The organism is Pseudomonas sp. RIT357 (genome assembly GCF_000632245.1).
In the GTDB taxonomy this organism is placed as follows: Bacteria; Pseudomonadota; Gammaproteobacteria; order Pseudomonadales; family Pseudomonadaceae; genus Aquipseudomonas; species Aquipseudomonas sivasensis.
Genome location: NZ_JFYX01000002.1, coordinates 151,266 through 168,882 on the forward strand (window position 1 = coordinate 151,266; position 17,617 = coordinate 168,882).

Below are 17,617 nucleotides of genomic sequence, written 5' to 3' on the forward strand. Positions count from 1 at the left end.
CAGCCATTGTGGGTAAGCGCACAACTCAATGACAACCTGATGACGTCCACACCCGTTGCGCACTGTGGTGCAGGATGCCGTGGCGACGGGCCAAGGCTGGACGGTCTTTGCTGTAGCCGCCGCCAATCACGCCCATCACCGGAATGTCGCGGCCCAGACAGTGGCGCATGACGCTCTCATCGCGGGCGGCCACGCCTTCGTCTGTCAGCTTGAGGTACCCGAGGGCGTCGTCTTTATGCACATCCACGCCTGCGTCGTACAGCACCAGGTCGGGTTGGTAGAGCGGCAGCAGGTAGTTGAGGGCGTCATCGACCACGCGCAGGTAATCGGCATCGCCCATGCCCATGGGCAGTGGGATGTCCCAATCGCTTTGGGCCTTGCGCGCCGGGAAGTTCTTTTCGCAGTGCAGCGACACGGTGATGGCATCCGGCGTGTCGTGGAGGATGCGCGCGGTGCCATCGCCCTGATGCACGTCGCAGTCGAAGATCAACACGCGGCTGACCCGGCCGCTGGCCAGCAGGTAATGGCTGATCACCGCCAGGTCATTAAAGATGCAAAAGCCCGCCGGGTAATCGTAATGCGCGTGATGCGTGCCGCCCGCCAGGTGACAGGCCAGACCGTGCTCAAGCGCTTGCTCCGCCGCCAGGATCGAGCCGCCGACCGCGCGCACGGTGCGCCGGGCCAGGGCTTCGCTCCAGGGCAGGCCAAGGCGGCGCTGGTCTTCGCGGGACAACTCGCCGCTCATGTAGCGTTCGATATACCCAGGCTCGTGGGCCAGGGCCAGGATGTCGGCAGGGCACAGCTGCGGGCGCAGCAGTTGGCTGTCTTCGGTCAGGCCGGTGGCCACCAAGTGGTCGCGCAACAGGCGGAACTTGTCCATGGGGAATCGGTGGTCCGCCGGGAACTCGGGGCTGTAGTCATCGTGGTAGATCAATGGCAAAGGCATGGGATTTTCTGACGGGAACCTGCGAAGGATCTTACCAGCGCTGTACACTCACGCACATGGCAAGGGGAGGGGACCCGTGGAGTCGATACTCGAATTGGAAAGTGCTCGCCTGGTGCTGCGCCAATGGCGCGACAGCGACCTGACGGCCTTCGCAAGCATGTGCGCCGACCCACACGTGATGCGTTATTTCCCGGCCAAGCTGAGCCACCTGGAAAGCGCCGCACTGATCGGGCGGATACGCGGCCACTTCGCTGAATATGGCTTTGGCCTCTGGGCGCTGCAGCGCAAGGACAGCGGTGAGTTCATCGGCCTGACCGGGTTGCAGCATGTCAGCTTTGACGCGGACTTTACCCCAGCAGTAGAAATTGGCTGGCGCCTGGCCCGCGAGCATTGGGGGCTGGGCTATGCCAGCGAGGCGGCGTGGACTGCACTGCGCTGTGGTTTCGACCGTTTGCAGCTGGATGAAATCGTTGCTTTCACCACCGAAGCCAATCTGCCATCACAAAAAGTCATGCAGGCCATAGGTATGCATTACGATCCCCTGGCAGATTTTGAACACCCCAAGGTCGCAGCCGATGACCCGCTGCGCCCACATGTTTTGTACCGCATCACCCGCGCCCAATGGTTGGACACGCTGCACGGATAGCAGCCCGGAATGCCCCATAGATTGTAGGAGTTGCTCTATGAGCCAAGTATTGGAAGATCTGGTGGACCTGCTGACCCTGGAGCCGATCGAGGAAAACCTCTTTCGCGGCCGCAGCCAGGACCTGGGTTTTCGCCAACTGTTCGGCGGTCAGGTGCTCGGCCAGTCGCTGTCGGCGGCCAGCCAGACCGTTGAAGAAGCGCGCCACGTGCATTCCCTGCACGGTTATTTCCTGCGCCCCGGCGATGCCGCGTTGCCGGTGGTTTATTCGGTTGACCGTGTGCGTGATGGCGGCAGTTTCAGCACGCGCCGCGTGACCGCGATTCAGAAGGGCCACCCGATCTTCACCTGCACCACGTCGTTCCAGTACGACGAAGAAGGCTTCGAGCACCAGACCACCATGCCCGTGGTGGTCGGCCCGGAAAACCTGCCGTCGGAGCTGGAATTGACCCAGCAGCGCGCGCACCTGATCCCCGAGCACATGCGTGACAAGCTGCTGTGCCCGAAGCCGATTGAAGTGCGACCGGTCACCGAAAAAGACCCGTTCAACCCGCAGCCGTCCGACCCGGTCAAGTACGTGTGGTTTCGTGCCGACGGCGCGTTGGCCGACACACCGGCGCTGCATAAATACCTGCTGGCCTACGCTTCGGACTTTGGCCTGCTGACCACCTCGTTGCTGCCCCACGGCAAGACCGTTTGGCAGAAAGACATGCAGGTCGCCAGCCTCGACCACGCGTTGTGGTTCCACGCGGATCTGCGTGCCGATGACTGGTTGCTCTACGCCATGGACAGTCCGTGGGCCGGCAATTCCCGTGGGTTCTCCCGTGGCAGCGTGTACAACCGCGCCGGGCAACTGGTGGCCTCGGTCACCCAGGAAGGCTTGATTCGCCATCGCAAGGATTGGGCATGAGCCTGAGGGAGGTTAAGCACTGGGTGTTCGACATGGACGGCACCCTCACGGTGGCCGTGCATGACTTCGCGGCGATTCGCGTGGCGTTGGACATTCCCCCCGAGGACGACATCCTCACTCACCTCAGCGCATTGCCGGCGGACATCGCGGCGGCCAAGCATGCCTGGTTGTTGGAGCATGAGCGCGAGTTGGCACTCGGTTCTGTTGCGGCTGAAGGCGCGGTGCAATTGGTACGCGAATTGGCCGGGCGCGGTTATCGCCTGGGCATCCTGACTCGCAATGCGCGGGAGCTGGCGCATATCACCCTGGAGGCGATTGGCCTGGCGGACTGCTTTGCCGTGGACGATGTGCTGGGGCGCGACGATGCGCCACCCAAGCCCGATCCGGGTGGGTTGTTGAAATTGGCGGCGGCGTGGGATGTATCGCCGAGCGAGATGGTGATGGTCGGCGATTACCGTTTTGACCTGGACTGCGGCCGGGCGGCGGGGGCCAGGACGGTGTTGGTCAACCTGCCGGAGAATCCGTGGCCGGAGCTGGCGGATTGGCATGCTGAAGATTGTGCTGCGTTGCGCCGGATGATTTAACCCAAGCAATAGAGATCAAATGTGGGAGGGGGCTTGCCCCCGATCGCGGTCTGTCAGTTAAAAAATTGCTGACTGACACACTGCTATCGGGGGCAAGCCCCCTCCCACATGTTGAGACTGTTTCTTCAGGTATTACTGAGTGAACAGCACCTTCTGCCCTTCGGGCGAAGTAAACATTTCATCCCCGTTATGCCCCACCCCTGGCACCTCAACCAGCGTCTGGCTCAACTGCGGATGCCGGTGTTTGAGGTAGTCAAAATAGTTATGCCCACGCATCAGCCGATAGGCGCCCTGTGTCTCTGCCTCACAGCTTTTATCCAACGCAGGATGGTTCGGGTCAGTGTCTTGCTGGCCCAGCAGGTAGGTGATGTCCCGTGACACGTAGGCCTGCTCCAACTGTTCGACGCTTTGGCCTTTGGCGTAGGCCGGCAGGTGTTGCAGGCCGTACTTCCAATCGTTGAAGCCTGGGCAACTGGCGGTATCGAACTGCACCGGTCGCTGTCGGCTGAAGTAGGCATAGGACGACGGGTTGGCCACCACATAGCGCAGGCGGATGCCTTCGTTTTTCAGGGTTGGGTGATCATGGCCGGTGAGGGCGAAGCGCTGCACTACCTGGCCACCGCCGGAATGGCCGGCGACGACGATTTCCTTTAAAGCCGGAAACAGTGTGCGGTTGCCCAGGTGCTTGATGATCTGGTCAAGGGCGCCGTAGGAGCTGATTTGGCCTGGGCCGGTGGAAGGCTCGCCGGCCATCCAGTCGTTGCCGTTCCAGCGCAGTACTTGGCCGTCCAGATGGTTGCGCTTGATGTCGGACGCATTCAGAAACTGCGGCGCGATGACTAGCGTATTCGCGCTAACGCCTGCGTGCTCGGCGGCATCGATACCGCTTTGCAGGTAGGTCTGCGCATTGCGTAGGCGACCATGCACAAGAATCAAGGCGCGGGTGACGTTAGGCAGCGGCTGGCGCCAGTCCTGGCTCACGCCGAGGCTGAGGTCGCCGGCGTCCAGGTGAAAACGATTGGGGCTGACGACTTTGACGCCGTGTTCAGCCGCCAGGGTTGAACACGACACTAATAAAGTCAGCAGCAAGCCCCATCGCTTATTCATTTAAAGACTCTTGGCCGTGAAGGTGTCGCATTGGGTGATCTGGCCCTGGGCGAAACCGGTCTTGAACCAGCGAACCCGCTGTGCCGAGGTGCCGTGGGTAAACGAGTCCGGCACCACGCGCCCTTGACCCTGTTGCTGCAAGCGATCATCGCCGATGGCGTTGGCTGCGTTCAGGGCTTCTTCAATGTCGCCGGCTTCCAGCCAGTTCAGGCGTTTTTGCGCACGGTTGGCCCACACGCCGGCAAAACAGTCGGCTTGCAGCTCCTGGCGTACCAGTAGACCGCCGTCGCCTTGCATCTGCCGACCCTGTTGGCGCGCATTCTGGATCTTCGAGGAAATACCGAGCAACGTCTGCACATGGTGCCCAACTTCGTGGGCGATCACGTAGGCCTGGGCGAAATCGCCGGAGGCCTGGAAGCGTTGGGACATTTCTCGGAAGAAATCCAGGTCCAGGTAGACCTGCTGGTCAGCCGGGCAATAGAACGGACCGCTGGCCGAGGTGGCGCCACCACAGGCGGAATTGACCCGGCCACGGAACAGGATCAGTTTCGGGTTCTTGTACGTCAGGCCGTTTTCCTGAAACACCTGAGCCCAGGTGTCTTCGGTATCGCCGAGCACTGCGCGGACGAAATCGGCGTGTTCATCATTTGCCGGCGGCGCCTGGCGCGACTGCGTGCTGACGGACGGCGCCTGTTCCATTTGGCCGGTCAATTGGCCGAGGATCTGCATCGGGTCCTGGCCGGTCAGCCAGCCAATACCGACGATCAGCACAATCGCCGTCAGGCTCAAACCCTTGCCACCGCCAAAACGCATGCCGCCACCGCCGCCGCCACTGTCCTCGCGGGCATCCACCACGTTGTCGCTGCGTCGGCCTTTTTTCCATAGCATGGGGGCAATCCTCTTGATGAACGGTCCTACAAAAATGTGGTTTGAGTATGGCCGGTATTAGCGGCAATACCCTTCTCCGGTGGCGACGATCAGGCAGTCTTTTTTATCGGCCAGCCATTTCAGCCCAGTGGCTTCGCCGTCGCCGGCACGCAGCAATTGCGGGCCGTCCGGGCGGGTGAAGGCGATACCGTCTTCAGCTGCTTCGCCCTTGAAGGTGCCGGAATCGTCCGCATCAAGGCCGTATTGCATGGTGAGAACGTAGTGGCCACGGCCGATGGTGTCGTCCTTGGCGATAGTCAGGTTCAGGCCTTCGACGCCGGTCCACTTGCCGACCCATTTATCGGTGGGTGGGGTCTCGGGCACCAGGGTGGCCTGCACAGAGGCGGGCGCGGGTTTGGGCGTTTCCTTGGCCTCCTGGTTGCAGGCGCTGAGCAGGGCAAGGGTAGACAGAACAAAGAGGGTTTTTTTCATAGCAGCAGGCCTTGGTTAAAAAGTGTGCAGCACGGGGGCGAACGTGCAGGGTTGGACTCGGTTCCCGTGATTTAGTGCGCTGTTCGCCCGGTGTTTGGTTATGCTCTTTGGGCAGACTTCGGCCCGGCTGCTAGATTACCGGGTTGAGTGCTTCTTCGTTCAGCGCTCAGCGTTCCGCTCGCCACGCAAGAGAATTCAATGACCCTTAGTACCCCGTTGTCCGGCATCAACCATCCCTTCAAAGGCATTTTGCTGATTGTGGCGGCGACGTTCCTGTTCTCCAGCCACGACGCCTTGTCCAAATACTTGGCCGGTTTTTACCCGATTGTGATGGTGGTATGGGCGCGCTACCTGGTGCACACCTTGTTGATGGCCGGTATTTTCCTGCCGCAATCAGGCTTGCGCGTGCTGCGCAGCAAACGGCCAGGCATGCAGGTGGTGCGGGCGTTGTGCCTGTTGGGCACCAGCCTGTTTTTTACCTCGGCCCTGCATTACATCCCGCTGGCGGAAGCCACGGCGGTGAACTTCCTGGCGCCGATCCTGGTGACCGCGCTGTCGGTGCCGCTGCTGGGTGAGCACGTCACGCGTGGCCAATGGCTGGCGGTGATCTGCGGGTTTGTCGGCGTGCTGGTGATCATCCATCCCGGCGGTGAACTCTTCACCCCGGCGGTGTTGCTGCCGCTGTGCTCGGCGCTGTTCTTCTGCTTCTACCAGTTGCTCACACGCATCCTCAGCCAGTACGACACGCCTACCACCAGCAATTTCTTCGCCGGGTTGTGCAATACCCTGGTGATGAGCGCGATGGTGCCGTTCTTCTGGCAGATCCCCACGCTGTGGCATGGGGTGATGATGCTGGCGCTGGGCACGTGCGGGATGACCGCGCACTTGATGCTGACCCAGGCGTTCCGCTTTGCGGCGCCGGCCTTGCTGGCGCCGTTCGGCTATTGCCAGATTGTGTTCGCGGGGTTGTTGGGTTGGCTGGTGTTCAGCCATACCCCCGATATGACCACGGTGGTGGGTATCGGGGTGATCTGCATGAGCGGGTTGGCCGCTGCCTGGCAGCAGCGGCGTCGGTAAATCAGGCGTCGACGGTAGGAATCTTGCGCGGCGCCATGAAGTACATCCACGTCAGCGCTATGAAGTACATCGCCGGGATCAGGGTGAACAACACGGTGTAGTTGTTGTTGGTCACGGTGAGGATATGGCCGACGATCTGGGTCATGAACATGCCGCCGATGGCTGCGCACATGCCGCCGAAGCCGAACACGGTGCTCATCATGTGCTTGGGCGTGTAGTCCATCACCAGGCTCCAGATGTTGGCGGTCCAGGCCTGATGCGCGCCGATGGCCAGGGAGATGGCAAATACCGCGACCCACAATTGGCTGGAACCGGCCGCCATGATCACGCCGACGATGCAGCAGGCAAACAGCAGCATCGACAACAGCCGCGCCTTGATCGAGTTCATCCCACGGCCGATCAGGAATGACGACAGGATGCCTCCACCCACGCTGCCGAAGTCGGCGGTCAGGTAGATGATGATCAATGGGATGCCCATCTGGGTCACGTTGATGCCCAGGTTGTATTGCTGGTTCAGGAACGGCGGCAGCCAATACAGGTAAAACCAGAACACCGGCGCGGTCAGTGCGTAGGCAATCGCAAAGGCCCAAGTGCCGCGCATACGCAGGATACGGCTGAACGGCACGCCAGGCTGTTCCGGCTCGACTTCCCGTTGCACGTAATCCAATTCTGATTGTTTAACGTTCGGATGATCTTCCGGGTTGTAGTACTTCAACCCCCAGAACACCAGCCAGATCGCGCCCAGCGATGCCATGCACAGGAAGGCAGCCTGCCAGCCCCACACATGCAGGATCAGCGGCAGCAGCATTGGCGTCATCATCGCGCCAACGTTGGTACCGGCGTTGAAAATCCCGGTTGCCACGGCGCGCTCACCGGCGGGGAACCACAGGCGCGTGGTCTTGACGCAGGCCGGGTAGTTGGCGGCTTCGGTCAGCCCAAGGATAAAGCGACAGACCATAAAGCCGACGGCCGAGGTGGCCAGGCCGTGGGCGCCGGTGGCCAGGCTCCACAGCAGCACCGCGCAGAAGAACACGCGTTTCACGCCGACCTTGTCGATCAATCGGCCTTGCAACACAAAGCCAATCGCGTAGCCCACCTGGAACCAGAAGTTGATGTTGGCGTAGTCCATCGCCGTCCAGCTCATCTCTTTGGCGAGGATCGGTTGCATCACGCCCAAGGCAGCGCGGTCGATGTAGTTGAGGGTGGTGGCGAAGAACACCAGGGCCAACATGCCCCAGCGAGTTTTACCGACGGCCATGGCGCCGCGGATCTTGTCGCCGATGCCGGCGTGCGGGGTGCCGGGGCGCGAAGCCAGGGCGGAGTTTTGCGAAGGCATGTGGTTGTACCCGTTTTTTGAAATTTTTATGGTGTGTTCTGGGTCTTTTCTAAACGTTGGTGCGGGATCGATGGTGCGCAGCGGCTAAAAAATCGTCAATTCGCCAAAGAGGCTTAGTGTTCGATAATCGCACCAAAAACTAACCGGTTCGTACATTTTAATTGCTGTGAGTAGTTTAGCGGCCAATAATTTGCCGTAAATAAGACGAGCCTTAAATGCCGGGAGTCGCGCTATGCAACGTTCCATTGCCACTGTTTCCTTGAGCGGCACCCTGCCGGAAAAGCTTGAAGCCATCGCCGCCGCCGGGTTTGACGGGGTTGAGATCTTCGAGAACGACCTGTTGTATTACGACGGCAGCCCACGGGAAGTTAGGCAGATGTGCGCCGACCTCGGCATCGCCATTACCTTGTTCCAGCCATTTCGCGACTTTGAAGGCTGCCGACGCGACCGTCTGGCGCGCAACCTGGAACGGGCCGAGCGCAAATTCGACCTGATGCAGGAACTGGGCACGGACCTGGTGCTGGTGTGCAGCAACGCCTCGGCCGATTGCGTCGGCGATGAACGTATTCTCCTCGATGACTTGAGCCTGCTGGCCGAACATGCCGGGCGCCGTGGCTTGCGCATCGGTTATGAAGCACTGGCCTGGGGCAAGCACGTGAACACCTGGCAACAGGTGTGGAATCTGGTGCGTCAGGTTGATCACCCAAGCCTCGGCGTGCTGCTCGACAGCTTCCATACCCTGTCGCTCAAGGGCGACCCAACTGCCATCGCCGAGATCCCAGGCGACAAGATCTTCTTTGTGCAAATGGCCGACGCGCCGATCCTGGCGATGGATGTGCTGGAGTGGAGCCGCCATTTCCGCTGCTTCCCCGGTCAGGGCGAATTCGATCTGGCGGGCTTTTTGGCGCCGATCATCAAGAGCGGCTACACCGGGCCGTTGTCCCTGGAAATTTTCAACGATGGTTTCCGTGCGGCGCCGACTCGGGCCAATGCCGCCGATGGCCTGCGTTCTCTGCTGTACCTGGAGGAGAAAACCCGCCAGCGCCTGGCCGAAGAGGCGCCTGCCACGCCGGTCGATATCCTGTTTGAAACCCCGGCGGCCAGCGAATACGACGGCATTGAATTCCTTGAGTTTGCGGTCGATGAAAACCTCGGTGCCAAGCTGACGAACTGGCTGGAACGCCTGGGTTTCGTCAAGGCCGGGCAGCACCGCTCCAAGAGCGTGAGCCTGCTGCGCCAGGGCGATATCAACCTGATCCTCAACTGCGAACCCTATTCCTTCGCCCATAACTTTTTCGAAGCCCATGGACCGTCGTTGTGCGCCACGGCGATCCGGGTCAAGGACAGCGCCAAGGCTCTGGAGCGAGCGGTCGCCTATAAAGGCCCACCCTATCGCGGACTGGTCGGGCCTAACGAGCTGGAGTTGGCGGCCGTGCGCGCGCCGGACGGCAGCTTGATTTACCTGGTGGACCAGAGCGAGGGTGGTTTGTACGACACCGATTTCAATCTGCAATCCGCTGCGACCGACGCCGGTGGTTTGCTGCGTATCGACCACATGGCCATGGCCTTGCCGGCCGACAGCCTCGACAGTTGGGTGTTGTTCTATAAGAGCCTGCTGGACTTTGAAGCTGATGACGAAGTGGTGTTGCCCGACCCCTACGGCCTGGTGAAAAGCCGCGCATTGCGCAGCCGTTGCAGCTCGATTCGCCTGCCGCTGAACATCTCCGAAAACCGCAACACTGCCATTTCCCACGCGCTATCGAGCTATCGCGGTTCGGGCGTGCACCACATTGCCTTCGATTGCGCGGACATTTTCGCCGAGGTGCGCCGCGCGAAAGAGGCCGGCGTGCCGCTGTTGGATATCCCGCTCAACTATTACGACGACCTGGCTGCACGCTTTGATTTTGACGATGAGTTCCTCAGCGAGTTGGCGTACTACAACGTGTTGTACGACCGCGACGCCCAGGGCGGTGAGTTGTTTCATGTGTACACCGAACCGTTTGAAGGGCGGTTCTTCTTCGAGATCATCCAGCGCAAGAACGGTTACGCCGGCTACGGCGCGGCCAACGTGGCGGTGCGTCTGGCGGCGATGGCCAAATCCCGCAGCGGTGCAGTGCGTCAGGCACGTTTATAAGAGGGTGTCGGGTGCTTCCTTCGGGGAGCACCGGGCCCCATAATCGCGGCCTGCAAAATAAAAATGGCCGTGAGCGCACCATGACCTCAAGTCCCGAACTCCCCGAGGTGCCAGACGCACCGCGCAAGAGTCGTAAGAACAATCCGGAAAAGACCCGCGAGAACATCCTCCAGGAAGCCATTGTGGAGTTTGTCCAACAAGGCCTGTCCGGCGCTCGCGTGGACGCCATTGCCGAGCGCATCCACACCTCCAAACGCATGATCTATTACTACTTCGGCAGTAAAGAGCAGTTGTACGTTGAGGTTTTGGAGAAACTCTACGGCGATATCCGCAACACCGAAGCACGCATGAACCTTACGGCGCTGGAGCCGCGTGAGGCGATTCGGCGGCTGGTGGAATTCACCTTTGATCACCACGATCAGAACGTGGATTTTGTGCGGATCGTCAGCATCGAAAATATCCACAATGCCGAGTACGTGAAACGCACCGACACGATCAAGGCGATGAACAGCAAGATCCTTGAAGGGCTGGGCGCGACATTGCGCCGGGGCGCCGAGATGGGGGTGTTCCGTGAAGGGCTGGAGCCGCTGGATGTGCACTTGCTGATCAACTCATTCAGCTTTTACCGCGTGTCCAACCGCCATACGTTCAGTGAGCTTTTTCAGATCGAGCTGTCGGATGAAGTGGTTAAACAGCGGCATCGCGAGATGATCTGCGAGTCGGTGTTGCGTTACCTGCAGGCCTGAATACAGCGCCTAACCCAATGTGGGAGGGGGCTTGCCCCCTCCACATTTCAGGCATTCATGCTCTTGAAGTGCGCCAACATCCGCTGCGCATCCGCCGCTTGACCACTGAACAACTCAAACGCCTTTACCGCCTGAAACACCGCCATATTGCCGCCATCCAACGTGCGGCAACCCAAGGCGCGGGCGTTGCGCAGCAGTTCGGTTTCCAGCGGGAAATACACGATTTCCGCGACCCACAATTGCGCCCGCAACAGAGTCGCCGGCACCGGCATACCCGGCAGTTTGGCCATGCCCATTGGCGTGGTGTTGACCAGACCATCGGCCTCGGCCATCGCGTTGTCTAAATCAAGACCCACTTGCGCACGACCGCTGCCGAAGCGCTGGGCGAGGTTATCCACAAGGTCGCGGGCGCGGCTGGCGTCCACGTCGAAAATGCTCAAGTGCTCCACACCCTCAGCCAACAGCGCATGGGCCACCGCCGCGCCCGCACCACCGGCGCCCATCTGCACCACGCGCTGACGTGGCACATCATTAAGGTTGCGCCGGAAACCTTCGGCGAATCCCAGGCAATCGGTGTTGTGGCCGATGCGTTTGCCGTCCTTGAACACCACCGTATTCACCGCGCCGATACCCCGTGCTTCATCGGACAGTTCATCGAGCAGCGGTAGGATGGCCTGTTTGCACGGGTAGGTAATGTTCAGTCCGGTGAAGTGCATCTGCTCGGCTGCGCGCAGGAGGTCGGGCAGGGCGTTGGTGTCCAGGTGCAGCGGCTCCAGATCAATCAGGCGATACAGGTAACGCAAACCTTGGGCGTCGCCTTCCTGTTCATGCAGAGCGGGGGTACGGGAAGCCTGGATACCGGCGCCGATCAGGCCGGCGAGGATGCGCGGTTTCATTGAGCCGATCCCTTCAACAATTGGCTGAAGTGTTCCAGGGCCAGGTGGTAGCCGTGGCTGCCAAAACCGGCGAGCACCGCTTTGGCGATGGGCGACACAAAGGAGTGATGACGAAATGCTTCGCGGGCATGCACGTTGGATAAATGCACTTCGATCACCGGCACTTCACTGGCCACCAAAGCGTCACGAATCGCCACCGAGGTGTGCGTCCAGGCCGCAGGATTGATCACGATACCGGCGCAACGGCCACGGGCGCCGTGGATCCAGTCCAGCAGTTCGCCTTCGTTATTGGTCTGGCGAAATTCGATTTTCAGCCCGAGCTTATCGGCACTGCGCCCGCACAGGGCGGCGACGTCGGCCAGGGTTTCATGGCCGTAGGTGGCGGGCTCGCGGGTGCCGAGCAGGTTGAGGTTGGGGCCGTTGAGCACCAGCACGATAGGCGGCATTGGGGGGTATCTCCACAGTTCTTGTTCGTTGTGCAGATAAAATGTACTGGTTAGTTAATTTGGTCAATTGATGGCGGCGGATGTGTTCGATTACCGAACTTTTAATCAGGTGTGCCCCTAGCTGAATCGGATTAGATATCAATTGAAAATCATTCTCGATAACGCTTAATATGCCCGCCTGTTTCCTTTTCATTCCAGGGAGTCGGTTTGTCGGACGTGGATCTCAAGGGCCTGTTTCTCAAGCACGCCGATACCCTGCGCGGGTATCTGGCTCGCAAGGTACGGGACCCGCAGTTGGCGGCCGACCTGGTTCAGGAGAGCTTCCTGCGCCTGGCGGAAAAACCACCCGGCGAGCGCATCGACAATTCCCAGGGCTATCTCTATCGAACGGCGAGCAATCTGCTGATCGACCATATCCGCCAGGAAGCACGGCGCAAGACCGATTCCGTGCCTAATGAGGCGCTGGCCGAGATTGAAGATGAAGTGGCCGGGTTGGAGGCTCAGGCAATGGCGCAGCAACAGCGGCAGGCATTGAAGCAGGCATTGGCGGAGTTGCCGGAACGAACCCAGCAGATCTTCCGTCTGAATCGGATAGAGGGCATGACTTATGCCCAGGTTGCGCGGCACTTGGATATATCAGACAGCTCCGTACAAAAGCACCTGGCCAAGGCGTTGGCGTATGTCATGCAGCGCTTGCAGGACGGTCAGGTGGCGCCATCCGACGAGTGAGTTACGGAAAAACCTCCGCTCAGACGTCACAGCGTTACATAACGAAAAAATTCGAGATTCACACGTGAATAGCCAGGGTCCGCAACAGCACAGCATTACCGAGGCCGCCGCCGATTGGGCGGTGCGCCTGCACGCCGCTGCCCTGACCGACCAGGAGCAGGCCGAGCTGCGCCAATGGATTGCCTGCGACAGCCGACATGAAGCGGCGCTGCGCTTTGCAGAGCAGACCTGGGCAGCGTTGGGCGAGGTGCATAAGGACGAGCCAGTGCACCGTCAGCGTCCGGCGGCGGCGACGCTGCCGCTGCGCCGAACCCCGCGACGCAGGCCGTGGCAACGTGCTGCAGCGGTGGCGCTGGTGGTGGTGGTCGCCGGCGTGGGTTGGGTGCGCGGGCCGGATGCCTGGCTGCGCATGCAGGCCGATTACGTGACCCAGAAGGGCGAAGTGCGCACCGTGCACTTGGCCGATGGCAGCACGGTAGAACTGGATTCCGCCAGCGCCATCCGGCTGGACTACGACGGCGTGCAGCGGCGCATCAGCCTGATCCAGGGCTCGGCGATTTTTGACGTGGCGCCGATGGTGGGTAAGGAAACCCGGCCATTCGTGGTGCAGAGCGCCGGCGGGCAGACGCGGGCGCTGGGCACGCGGTTTGTGGTGCAGCGTGAGGACGACCGCCAGGGCTGGGTCGGCGTGTTGCAGCACAGCGTCGAAGTCTCCCTGCACGCTACACCGAAAAAAGGCCCGAGCGACCACGTGCTCAAGGAAGGCCAGGCCGCCCGCTACAGCCCCGCGCAGGGCATCGAGCCCTTGGATCAATTTGATATAGAGCGTGCCACCAGTTGGCGGCGTGGCGTGTTGATTTTTGATCGTCAGCCCTTGGCCAAAGTGATTGAGCAGCTCAACCGCTACCGTCCCGGTCAGGTGGTGTTGACCCATTCCGACCTGGGTGAACGTGAAGTCAGCGGCGTGTTCCGCTTAGACATGCTCGACACGGCCCTCGGCACCCTGACTCAGGAGCTCCAGGTGCAACGCTTGGACCTGGCAGGCCTCAGCCTGATCTATTAATGACCTGGCGGGAGGTCTGCTCCCGCCCGCTTAAAACCCCCCGCACGAAAAACTTTTAAAAAGTCTTACTGACTTCCTGCGCCTCGTACGTCTTGCTAGGTGAGAAGCATTCGCATAAACAAAAATACGATCAGCGCAGGGAAAACCAGAAATGTCAGCACTCACCAAGGGGCGTATCACCGGTAGCCGGTTAGCCTTGGCCATTCACTTGGGCCTGTTCGCCGCAGCGGCTCCCGTGTACGCGGCGCAGCCTCAAGCGGGAGCGGCCCAGCCCGTCGTGCTGACGTTCGATATCCCTGCGCAATCCTTGGGCAGTGCCGTGTTGGCGTTCGCCGACCAGGCCGGTTTGCAAGTGTTGTTTGACAGCCAGCGCCTGCAAGGCTTGAACAGCACCGCGCTCAAAGGCAGCTTCAGCGTGCAGGAAGGCCTGGGCCGTTTGCTCGGCGCTGCGCCGGTGGAGTATCGCTTCACCAGTGAACGCCAAGTGACCCTCAACCGCGTCAGCGATGATCACGCGGGCGCCATGACCGTAGGCACCACCACCATCACTGCCAACACCAATGGCCAGGCCAGTGATTGGGTGTACCAGACCCCAAAGTCCGTGGCGGTGATCAGCCGTGACATGATCGATAAACGCCCGCCCCGTCACGCCGCCGACATGCTCGAAGAAACCGCAGGCGTCTACACCGCCGTCAACCAGCGCGATCCTGGTTTGTCGGTGAACATTCGCGGGGTGCAAGACTACGGCCGCGTGAACATGAACATCGACGGCATGCGCCAGAACTTCAACGTCAACGGCCACCAGCAACGCAACGGCACCCTGCTGATCGACCCGGAGTTCATCTCCAGTATCGAGATCGACAAAGGCAGTCAGTCGGGGCAGGGCGGCGCAGCAGTGTTGGGCGGGATTGCCTCGTTCAAGACGTTGGATGCCAGTGAGTTCTTGAAAGACGGCAAGGAATACGGCGGACGCATCCGCGCTGGCCACGGCATTGGTGAGCTGGGCAATGGCACCAATTTTAATGGCAGCGGTGTGTTTGCCTTTGGTGATGAGCGCGGCGATGTGTTGGTGGGGTACAGCGAACGGCATTTCGGCGATTACCGCTCGGGTAACCACAATGATCAGAAATTGGGCACCAACCTGCGCGCCCGCAAGGCCATGCCGGGTGCGTTCGATGATTGGTTGAACAGCGAAGTCGGTGACATGGGCAGCGTGACCCGATCACAGATCGTCAAGCTGGGCCTTAACTTGCCCAATGACCAGCGCGTGCAACTGAGCTATCTGGAAAGTGACAGCGACAGCAACGATGCCTGGGCTTACACCAGTGACGATAACCAGAGTGTGTTTTACCAACGAGTCAGCAAAAACAACCTCAACGCCAAGAATTTTGCGTTGGACTACAGCTATACCCCGGATAACCCACTGATCGATCTGAAGGCCAAGGCGTACTACGTCACCACCCAGCTTGATCGCACCAATGCGCCGAACGGCGCGACGGTAGGCACCGGAAACTACGTGGGGACCTACACTGACCACTTCCAGACGGACACCTGGGGACTACAAGGCGACAACACCTCGCGCTTTGATTTCGGTCAGTTGGGCCATGTGAGCTGGAACTACGGTGGGGAGCTGTACCAGGACGAGTTCAAGCCACGCACCAACAAGGTCGAAGCCACCAACGACCTCGCTTTGCTGCCCTACGCCGAGGGTGGAACGCCGGGCGGCAAACGCACCATCGCGAGCCTGTTTAATAACCTGCAATACGAGTATGGCGATTGGCTGACCCTGGATGGCGGTTTGCGTTACGACCGTTATCGGCTCGAAGGCGAAACGGGCATGACGCTGTACCGCCGTGATCGCTTCTACAGCAGCCTGGTGGGGGCCAAGCGGGTCGTGGAAGTCTACGATGTCGATCGCGAGGAGGGGCAGTTCTCCCCCACCTTCGGCATCGCCGTCAAACCTGGCCTGGACTGGCTGCAGCTTTATACGCGCTGGGGCAAAGGCTGGCGCCCGCCGGCAGTGACCGAAACCTTCATGACCGGCCGCCCCCATGGCGGCGGCTCGGGTGAGCGCGTGTTCCCCAACCCCTATCTCAAGCCAGAGGAGTCGAAGGACTGGGAAGTAGGCGTGAACGTATTTAAGGAAGGGCTGTTGTTCGGTGATGATCGCTTGGGCATCAAGGTGGCCTACTTTGATACCAAGATCGAAAACTTCTCCTTTCTCAACACCAGCGTCAGCCTTCCGGAAACCACATCGGGTGGTTTTCTCGGGACCATGGCCTACGTCAACAACACCAACCCCACGCGTTTCCGTGGGCTTGAGTACCAGCTCAACTACGACATGGGCCGCGTCTACGCCAACCTGAGCTTCACCCACATGATCGGCAGTAACGAGTTCTGTTCGAAGAACTATTACATGGGCGGCGCGAAGAAAAACGGCCCAAGCACAACGCGTATCGAGCGCTATGTGGATGCAAACGGCGTTTCACGAATCCGCCTCGTGACCCGCTATGAAGTACTCGACGATGACGTCGCCAACAATCGGGAAAGCTGTGGCCGGATCATGGGCAACGCCACCTACATGCCCGCCGACCGTGGCTCCTTGACCCTGGGTGCGCGCTTCCTGGACAAGCGCCTGGATACCGGTGTGCGTGTGCGCTACAGCGCGGGCAATGGGGAAAACCTCAATCAGCAGGGTTACGACCTGATCGACCAGGCGCTCTGGCCTCAATACACCCTGTATGACCTGTACGGCAGTTACTGGATGACTGACCACCTGAACATTTCGCTGGCATTGGAAAACGCCACCAATGAAGCCTATTTCGTCGCCATGGGCGACGCCAACAACTTGAGCCTGGCGCGCGGCCGGACGTTGAGCGGGATGTTGGAATACAAGTTCTGATCTACGTGCAGCGGTACGTGATCAATGGTTTTACCCAACAGTGGGTAAAAAAGTGCGCCGCTTGTGCGTACTCATCAATAGCGTTGTTTAACGAGGTTTAGTGATGACTATTTCTGTTAGCTACGATTCGATCCTGAGTGATGTAACCGTCTCGGAATACCTGAGCGCTTGGGCCCTGGGCTTCAACACAGCCGGTCACGGCAACAGCAACACCGGTGGCTTCAGCAACGGCTCACTCGCCGGTGACCAGTACGCTACCCACGGCGCCAACAGCTCCGACTACGCCTTCATTGCCGACAGCGACACCAGCAATGGCCTGCACTATGTATTCAATCCACTGCTGCCAGCGAGCAGCAACCAAAACCACTTCCTGTGGGGCGAGCTGGATAACGTTCAACTGGGCACTGGCCTGGGCGGCGGTAGCGGCAGCGACTTCAGCCTGACCGACTTCAAGGTCGCCTTCAACGGCCTCGACCTGAGCGCAGCGTCGGATGCCGGTCGCGTCGGTAACGAGGTCCAGAGCGTGATCTACGGCCTGATGCAGGGCAACACGTCCGCGTTGGAAACCGTTCTCGCAGACCTGCTGGGCGCAATCGGCGAAGACCTCAACAGCACCTTCGACGAGATCAGCGCCGCTGTCGCCAGCCATGCCGCATCCTCGGCCACCACCGACGTTGCGCTGGTGGGTGTGCAAGACGTGGCACAGGACTGGGCACTCGCCGCCTAACGCCTTCGCCGC

At 60.3% G+C, this 17,617-nt stretch carries 17 protein-coding genes; 10 read left to right on the forward strand and 7 right to left on the reverse strand.

The features are described 5' to 3' along the window. Positions 1 to 25: 25 nt before the first annotated feature. The gene (locus BW43_RS23530) at positions 26 to 946 is read right to left on the reverse strand and encodes a histone deacetylase (RefSeq protein WP_032884633.1); all 921 of its coding nucleotides are present in this window, start codon (positions 944 to 946) and stop codon (positions 26 to 28) included. Between the two features lie 76 nt (positions 947 to 1,022). Here BW43_RS23530 and BW43_RS23525 point away from each other — a divergent pair, with 76 nt between their 5' ends. From BW43_RS23525 to BW43_RS23515, 3 genes are read left to right on the forward strand one after another with little or no spacing between them, the layout of a single operon-like run. After that, on the forward strand, positions 1,023 to 1,592 hold the full coding sequence (locus BW43_RS23525) for a GNAT family N-acetyltransferase (protein WP_032884634.1): 570 nt from the start codon (positions 1,023 to 1,025) through the stop codon (positions 1,590 to 1,592). Positions 1,593 to 1,629: 37 nt separating this feature from the next. Further along, positions 1,630 to 2,499: an acyl-CoA thioesterase II gene (tesB, locus tag BW43_RS23520; protein ID WP_032884635.1), complete on the forward strand. Its 870-nt coding sequence runs from the start codon at positions 1,630 to 1,632 to the stop codon at positions 2,497 to 2,499. After that, positions 2,496 to 3,083 carry an HAD family hydrolase gene (locus BW43_RS23515; RefSeq protein ID WP_032884636.1) on the forward strand — a complete coding sequence of 196 codons (588 nt, stop codon included), beginning with the start codon at positions 2,496 to 2,498 and terminating at the stop codon, positions 3,081 to 3,083. Before tesB ends, BW43_RS23515 begins: the two co-directional genes overlap by 4 nt. Positions 3,084 to 3,215: 132 nt before the next feature. On the opposite strand, the gene BW43_RS23510 is transcribed toward BW43_RS23515, so the two are convergent. Genes BW43_RS23510 through BW43_RS23500 form a run of 3 tightly spaced genes read right to left on the reverse strand, consistent with a single transcriptional unit; the run spans position 3,216 to position 5,549 of the window. Next, positions 3,216 to 4,190, reverse strand: coding sequence for an alpha/beta hydrolase (locus BW43_RS23510; protein ID WP_032884637.1), 975 nt, complete (start codon positions 4,188 to 4,190; stop codon positions 3,216 to 3,218). Then, a complete protein-coding gene (locus BW43_RS23505) occupies positions 4,191 to 5,078 on the reverse strand; it encodes a neutral zinc metallopeptidase (RefSeq protein WP_032884638.1) in 888 nt (295 codons plus the stop codon). It abuts the gene before it with no gap. 57 nt (positions 5,079 to 5,135) lie between these two features. After that, the gene (locus BW43_RS23500) at positions 5,136 to 5,549 is read right to left on the reverse strand and encodes a membrane lipoprotein lipid attachment site-containing protein (RefSeq protein ID WP_032884639.1); all 414 of its coding nucleotides are present in this window, start codon (positions 5,547 to 5,549) and stop codon (positions 5,136 to 5,138) included. Positions 5,550 to 5,747: 198 nt separating this feature from the next. Here BW43_RS23500 and BW43_RS23495 point away from each other — a divergent pair, with 198 nt between their 5' ends. Next, the gene (locus BW43_RS23495; RefSeq protein WP_032884640.1) at positions 5,748 to 6,626 is read left to right on the forward strand and encodes a DMT family transporter; all 879 of its coding nucleotides are present in this window, start codon (positions 5,748 to 5,750) and stop codon (positions 6,624 to 6,626) included. 1 nt (position 6,627) lies between these two features. Here BW43_RS23495 and BW43_RS23490 read toward each other — a convergent pair whose 3' ends face one another. Continuing rightward, entirely contained in the window at positions 6,628 to 7,962 is a 1,335-nt protein-coding gene (locus BW43_RS23490) for an MFS transporter (protein WP_032884641.1), read from the reverse strand. Between the two features lie 232 nt (positions 7,963 to 8,194). On the opposite strand from BW43_RS23490, the gene quiC reads away from it, so the two are divergent. Together quiC and BW43_RS23480 are read left to right on the forward strand one after the other, a co-directional pair. Beyond that, entirely contained in the window at positions 8,195 to 10,096 is a 1,902-nt protein-coding gene (quiC, locus tag BW43_RS23485) for a 3-dehydroshikimate dehydratase QuiC (protein ID WP_032884642.1), read from the forward strand. An 80-nt stretch (positions 10,097 to 10,176) separates the two neighbouring features. Next, positions 10,177 to 10,842 (forward strand): TetR/AcrR family transcriptional regulator, encoded by a 666-nt coding sequence (locus tag BW43_RS23480; RefSeq protein ID WP_032884643.1) that lies wholly within the window; start codon positions 10,177 to 10,179, stop codon positions 10,840 to 10,842. Positions 10,843 to 10,889: 47 nt separating this feature from the next. On the opposite strand, the gene BW43_RS23475 is transcribed toward BW43_RS23480, so the two are convergent. Both BW43_RS23475 and aroQ read right to left on the reverse strand, forming a co-directional pair. Next, positions 10,890 to 11,738, reverse strand: coding sequence for a shikimate dehydrogenase (locus tag BW43_RS23475; protein WP_032884644.1), 849 nt, complete (start codon positions 11,736 to 11,738; stop codon positions 10,890 to 10,892). After that, positions 11,735 to 12,184: a type II 3-dehydroquinate dehydratase gene (gene aroQ, locus BW43_RS23470; RefSeq protein ID WP_032884645.1), complete on the reverse strand. Its 450-nt coding sequence runs from the start codon at positions 12,182 to 12,184 to the stop codon at positions 11,735 to 11,737. Before aroQ ends, BW43_RS23475 begins: the two co-directional genes overlap by 4 nt. A 207-nt stretch (positions 12,185 to 12,391) precedes the next feature. Between aroQ and BW43_RS23465 the strand changes: the two genes are divergently transcribed. From BW43_RS23465 to BW43_RS23450, 4 genes are all read left to right on the forward strand, one after another. Beyond that, positions 12,392 to 12,913 (forward strand): RNA polymerase sigma factor, encoded by a 522-nt coding sequence (locus BW43_RS23465; protein WP_032884646.1) that lies wholly within the window; start codon positions 12,392 to 12,394, stop codon positions 12,911 to 12,913. Positions 12,914 to 12,977: 64 nt separating this feature from the next. After that, positions 12,978 to 13,976, forward strand: a complete 999-nt coding sequence (locus BW43_RS23460; RefSeq protein ID WP_032884647.1) for a FecR family protein — start codon at positions 12,978 to 12,980, stop codon at positions 13,974 to 13,976. A 151-nt stretch (positions 13,977 to 14,127) separates the two neighbouring features. After that, complete coding sequence (locus BW43_RS23455) at positions 14,128 to 16,878, forward strand: TonB-dependent receptor (RefSeq protein WP_032884648.1); 2,751 nt, start codon at positions 14,128 to 14,130, stop codon at positions 16,876 to 16,878. A gap of 103 nt (positions 16,879 to 16,981) precedes the next feature. Further along, positions 16,982 to 17,605 (forward strand): heme acquisition protein HasA, encoded by a 624-nt coding sequence (locus BW43_RS23450; protein WP_032884649.1) that lies wholly within the window; start codon positions 16,982 to 16,984, stop codon positions 17,603 to 17,605. Positions 17,606 to 17,617: the final 12 nt, after the last annotated feature.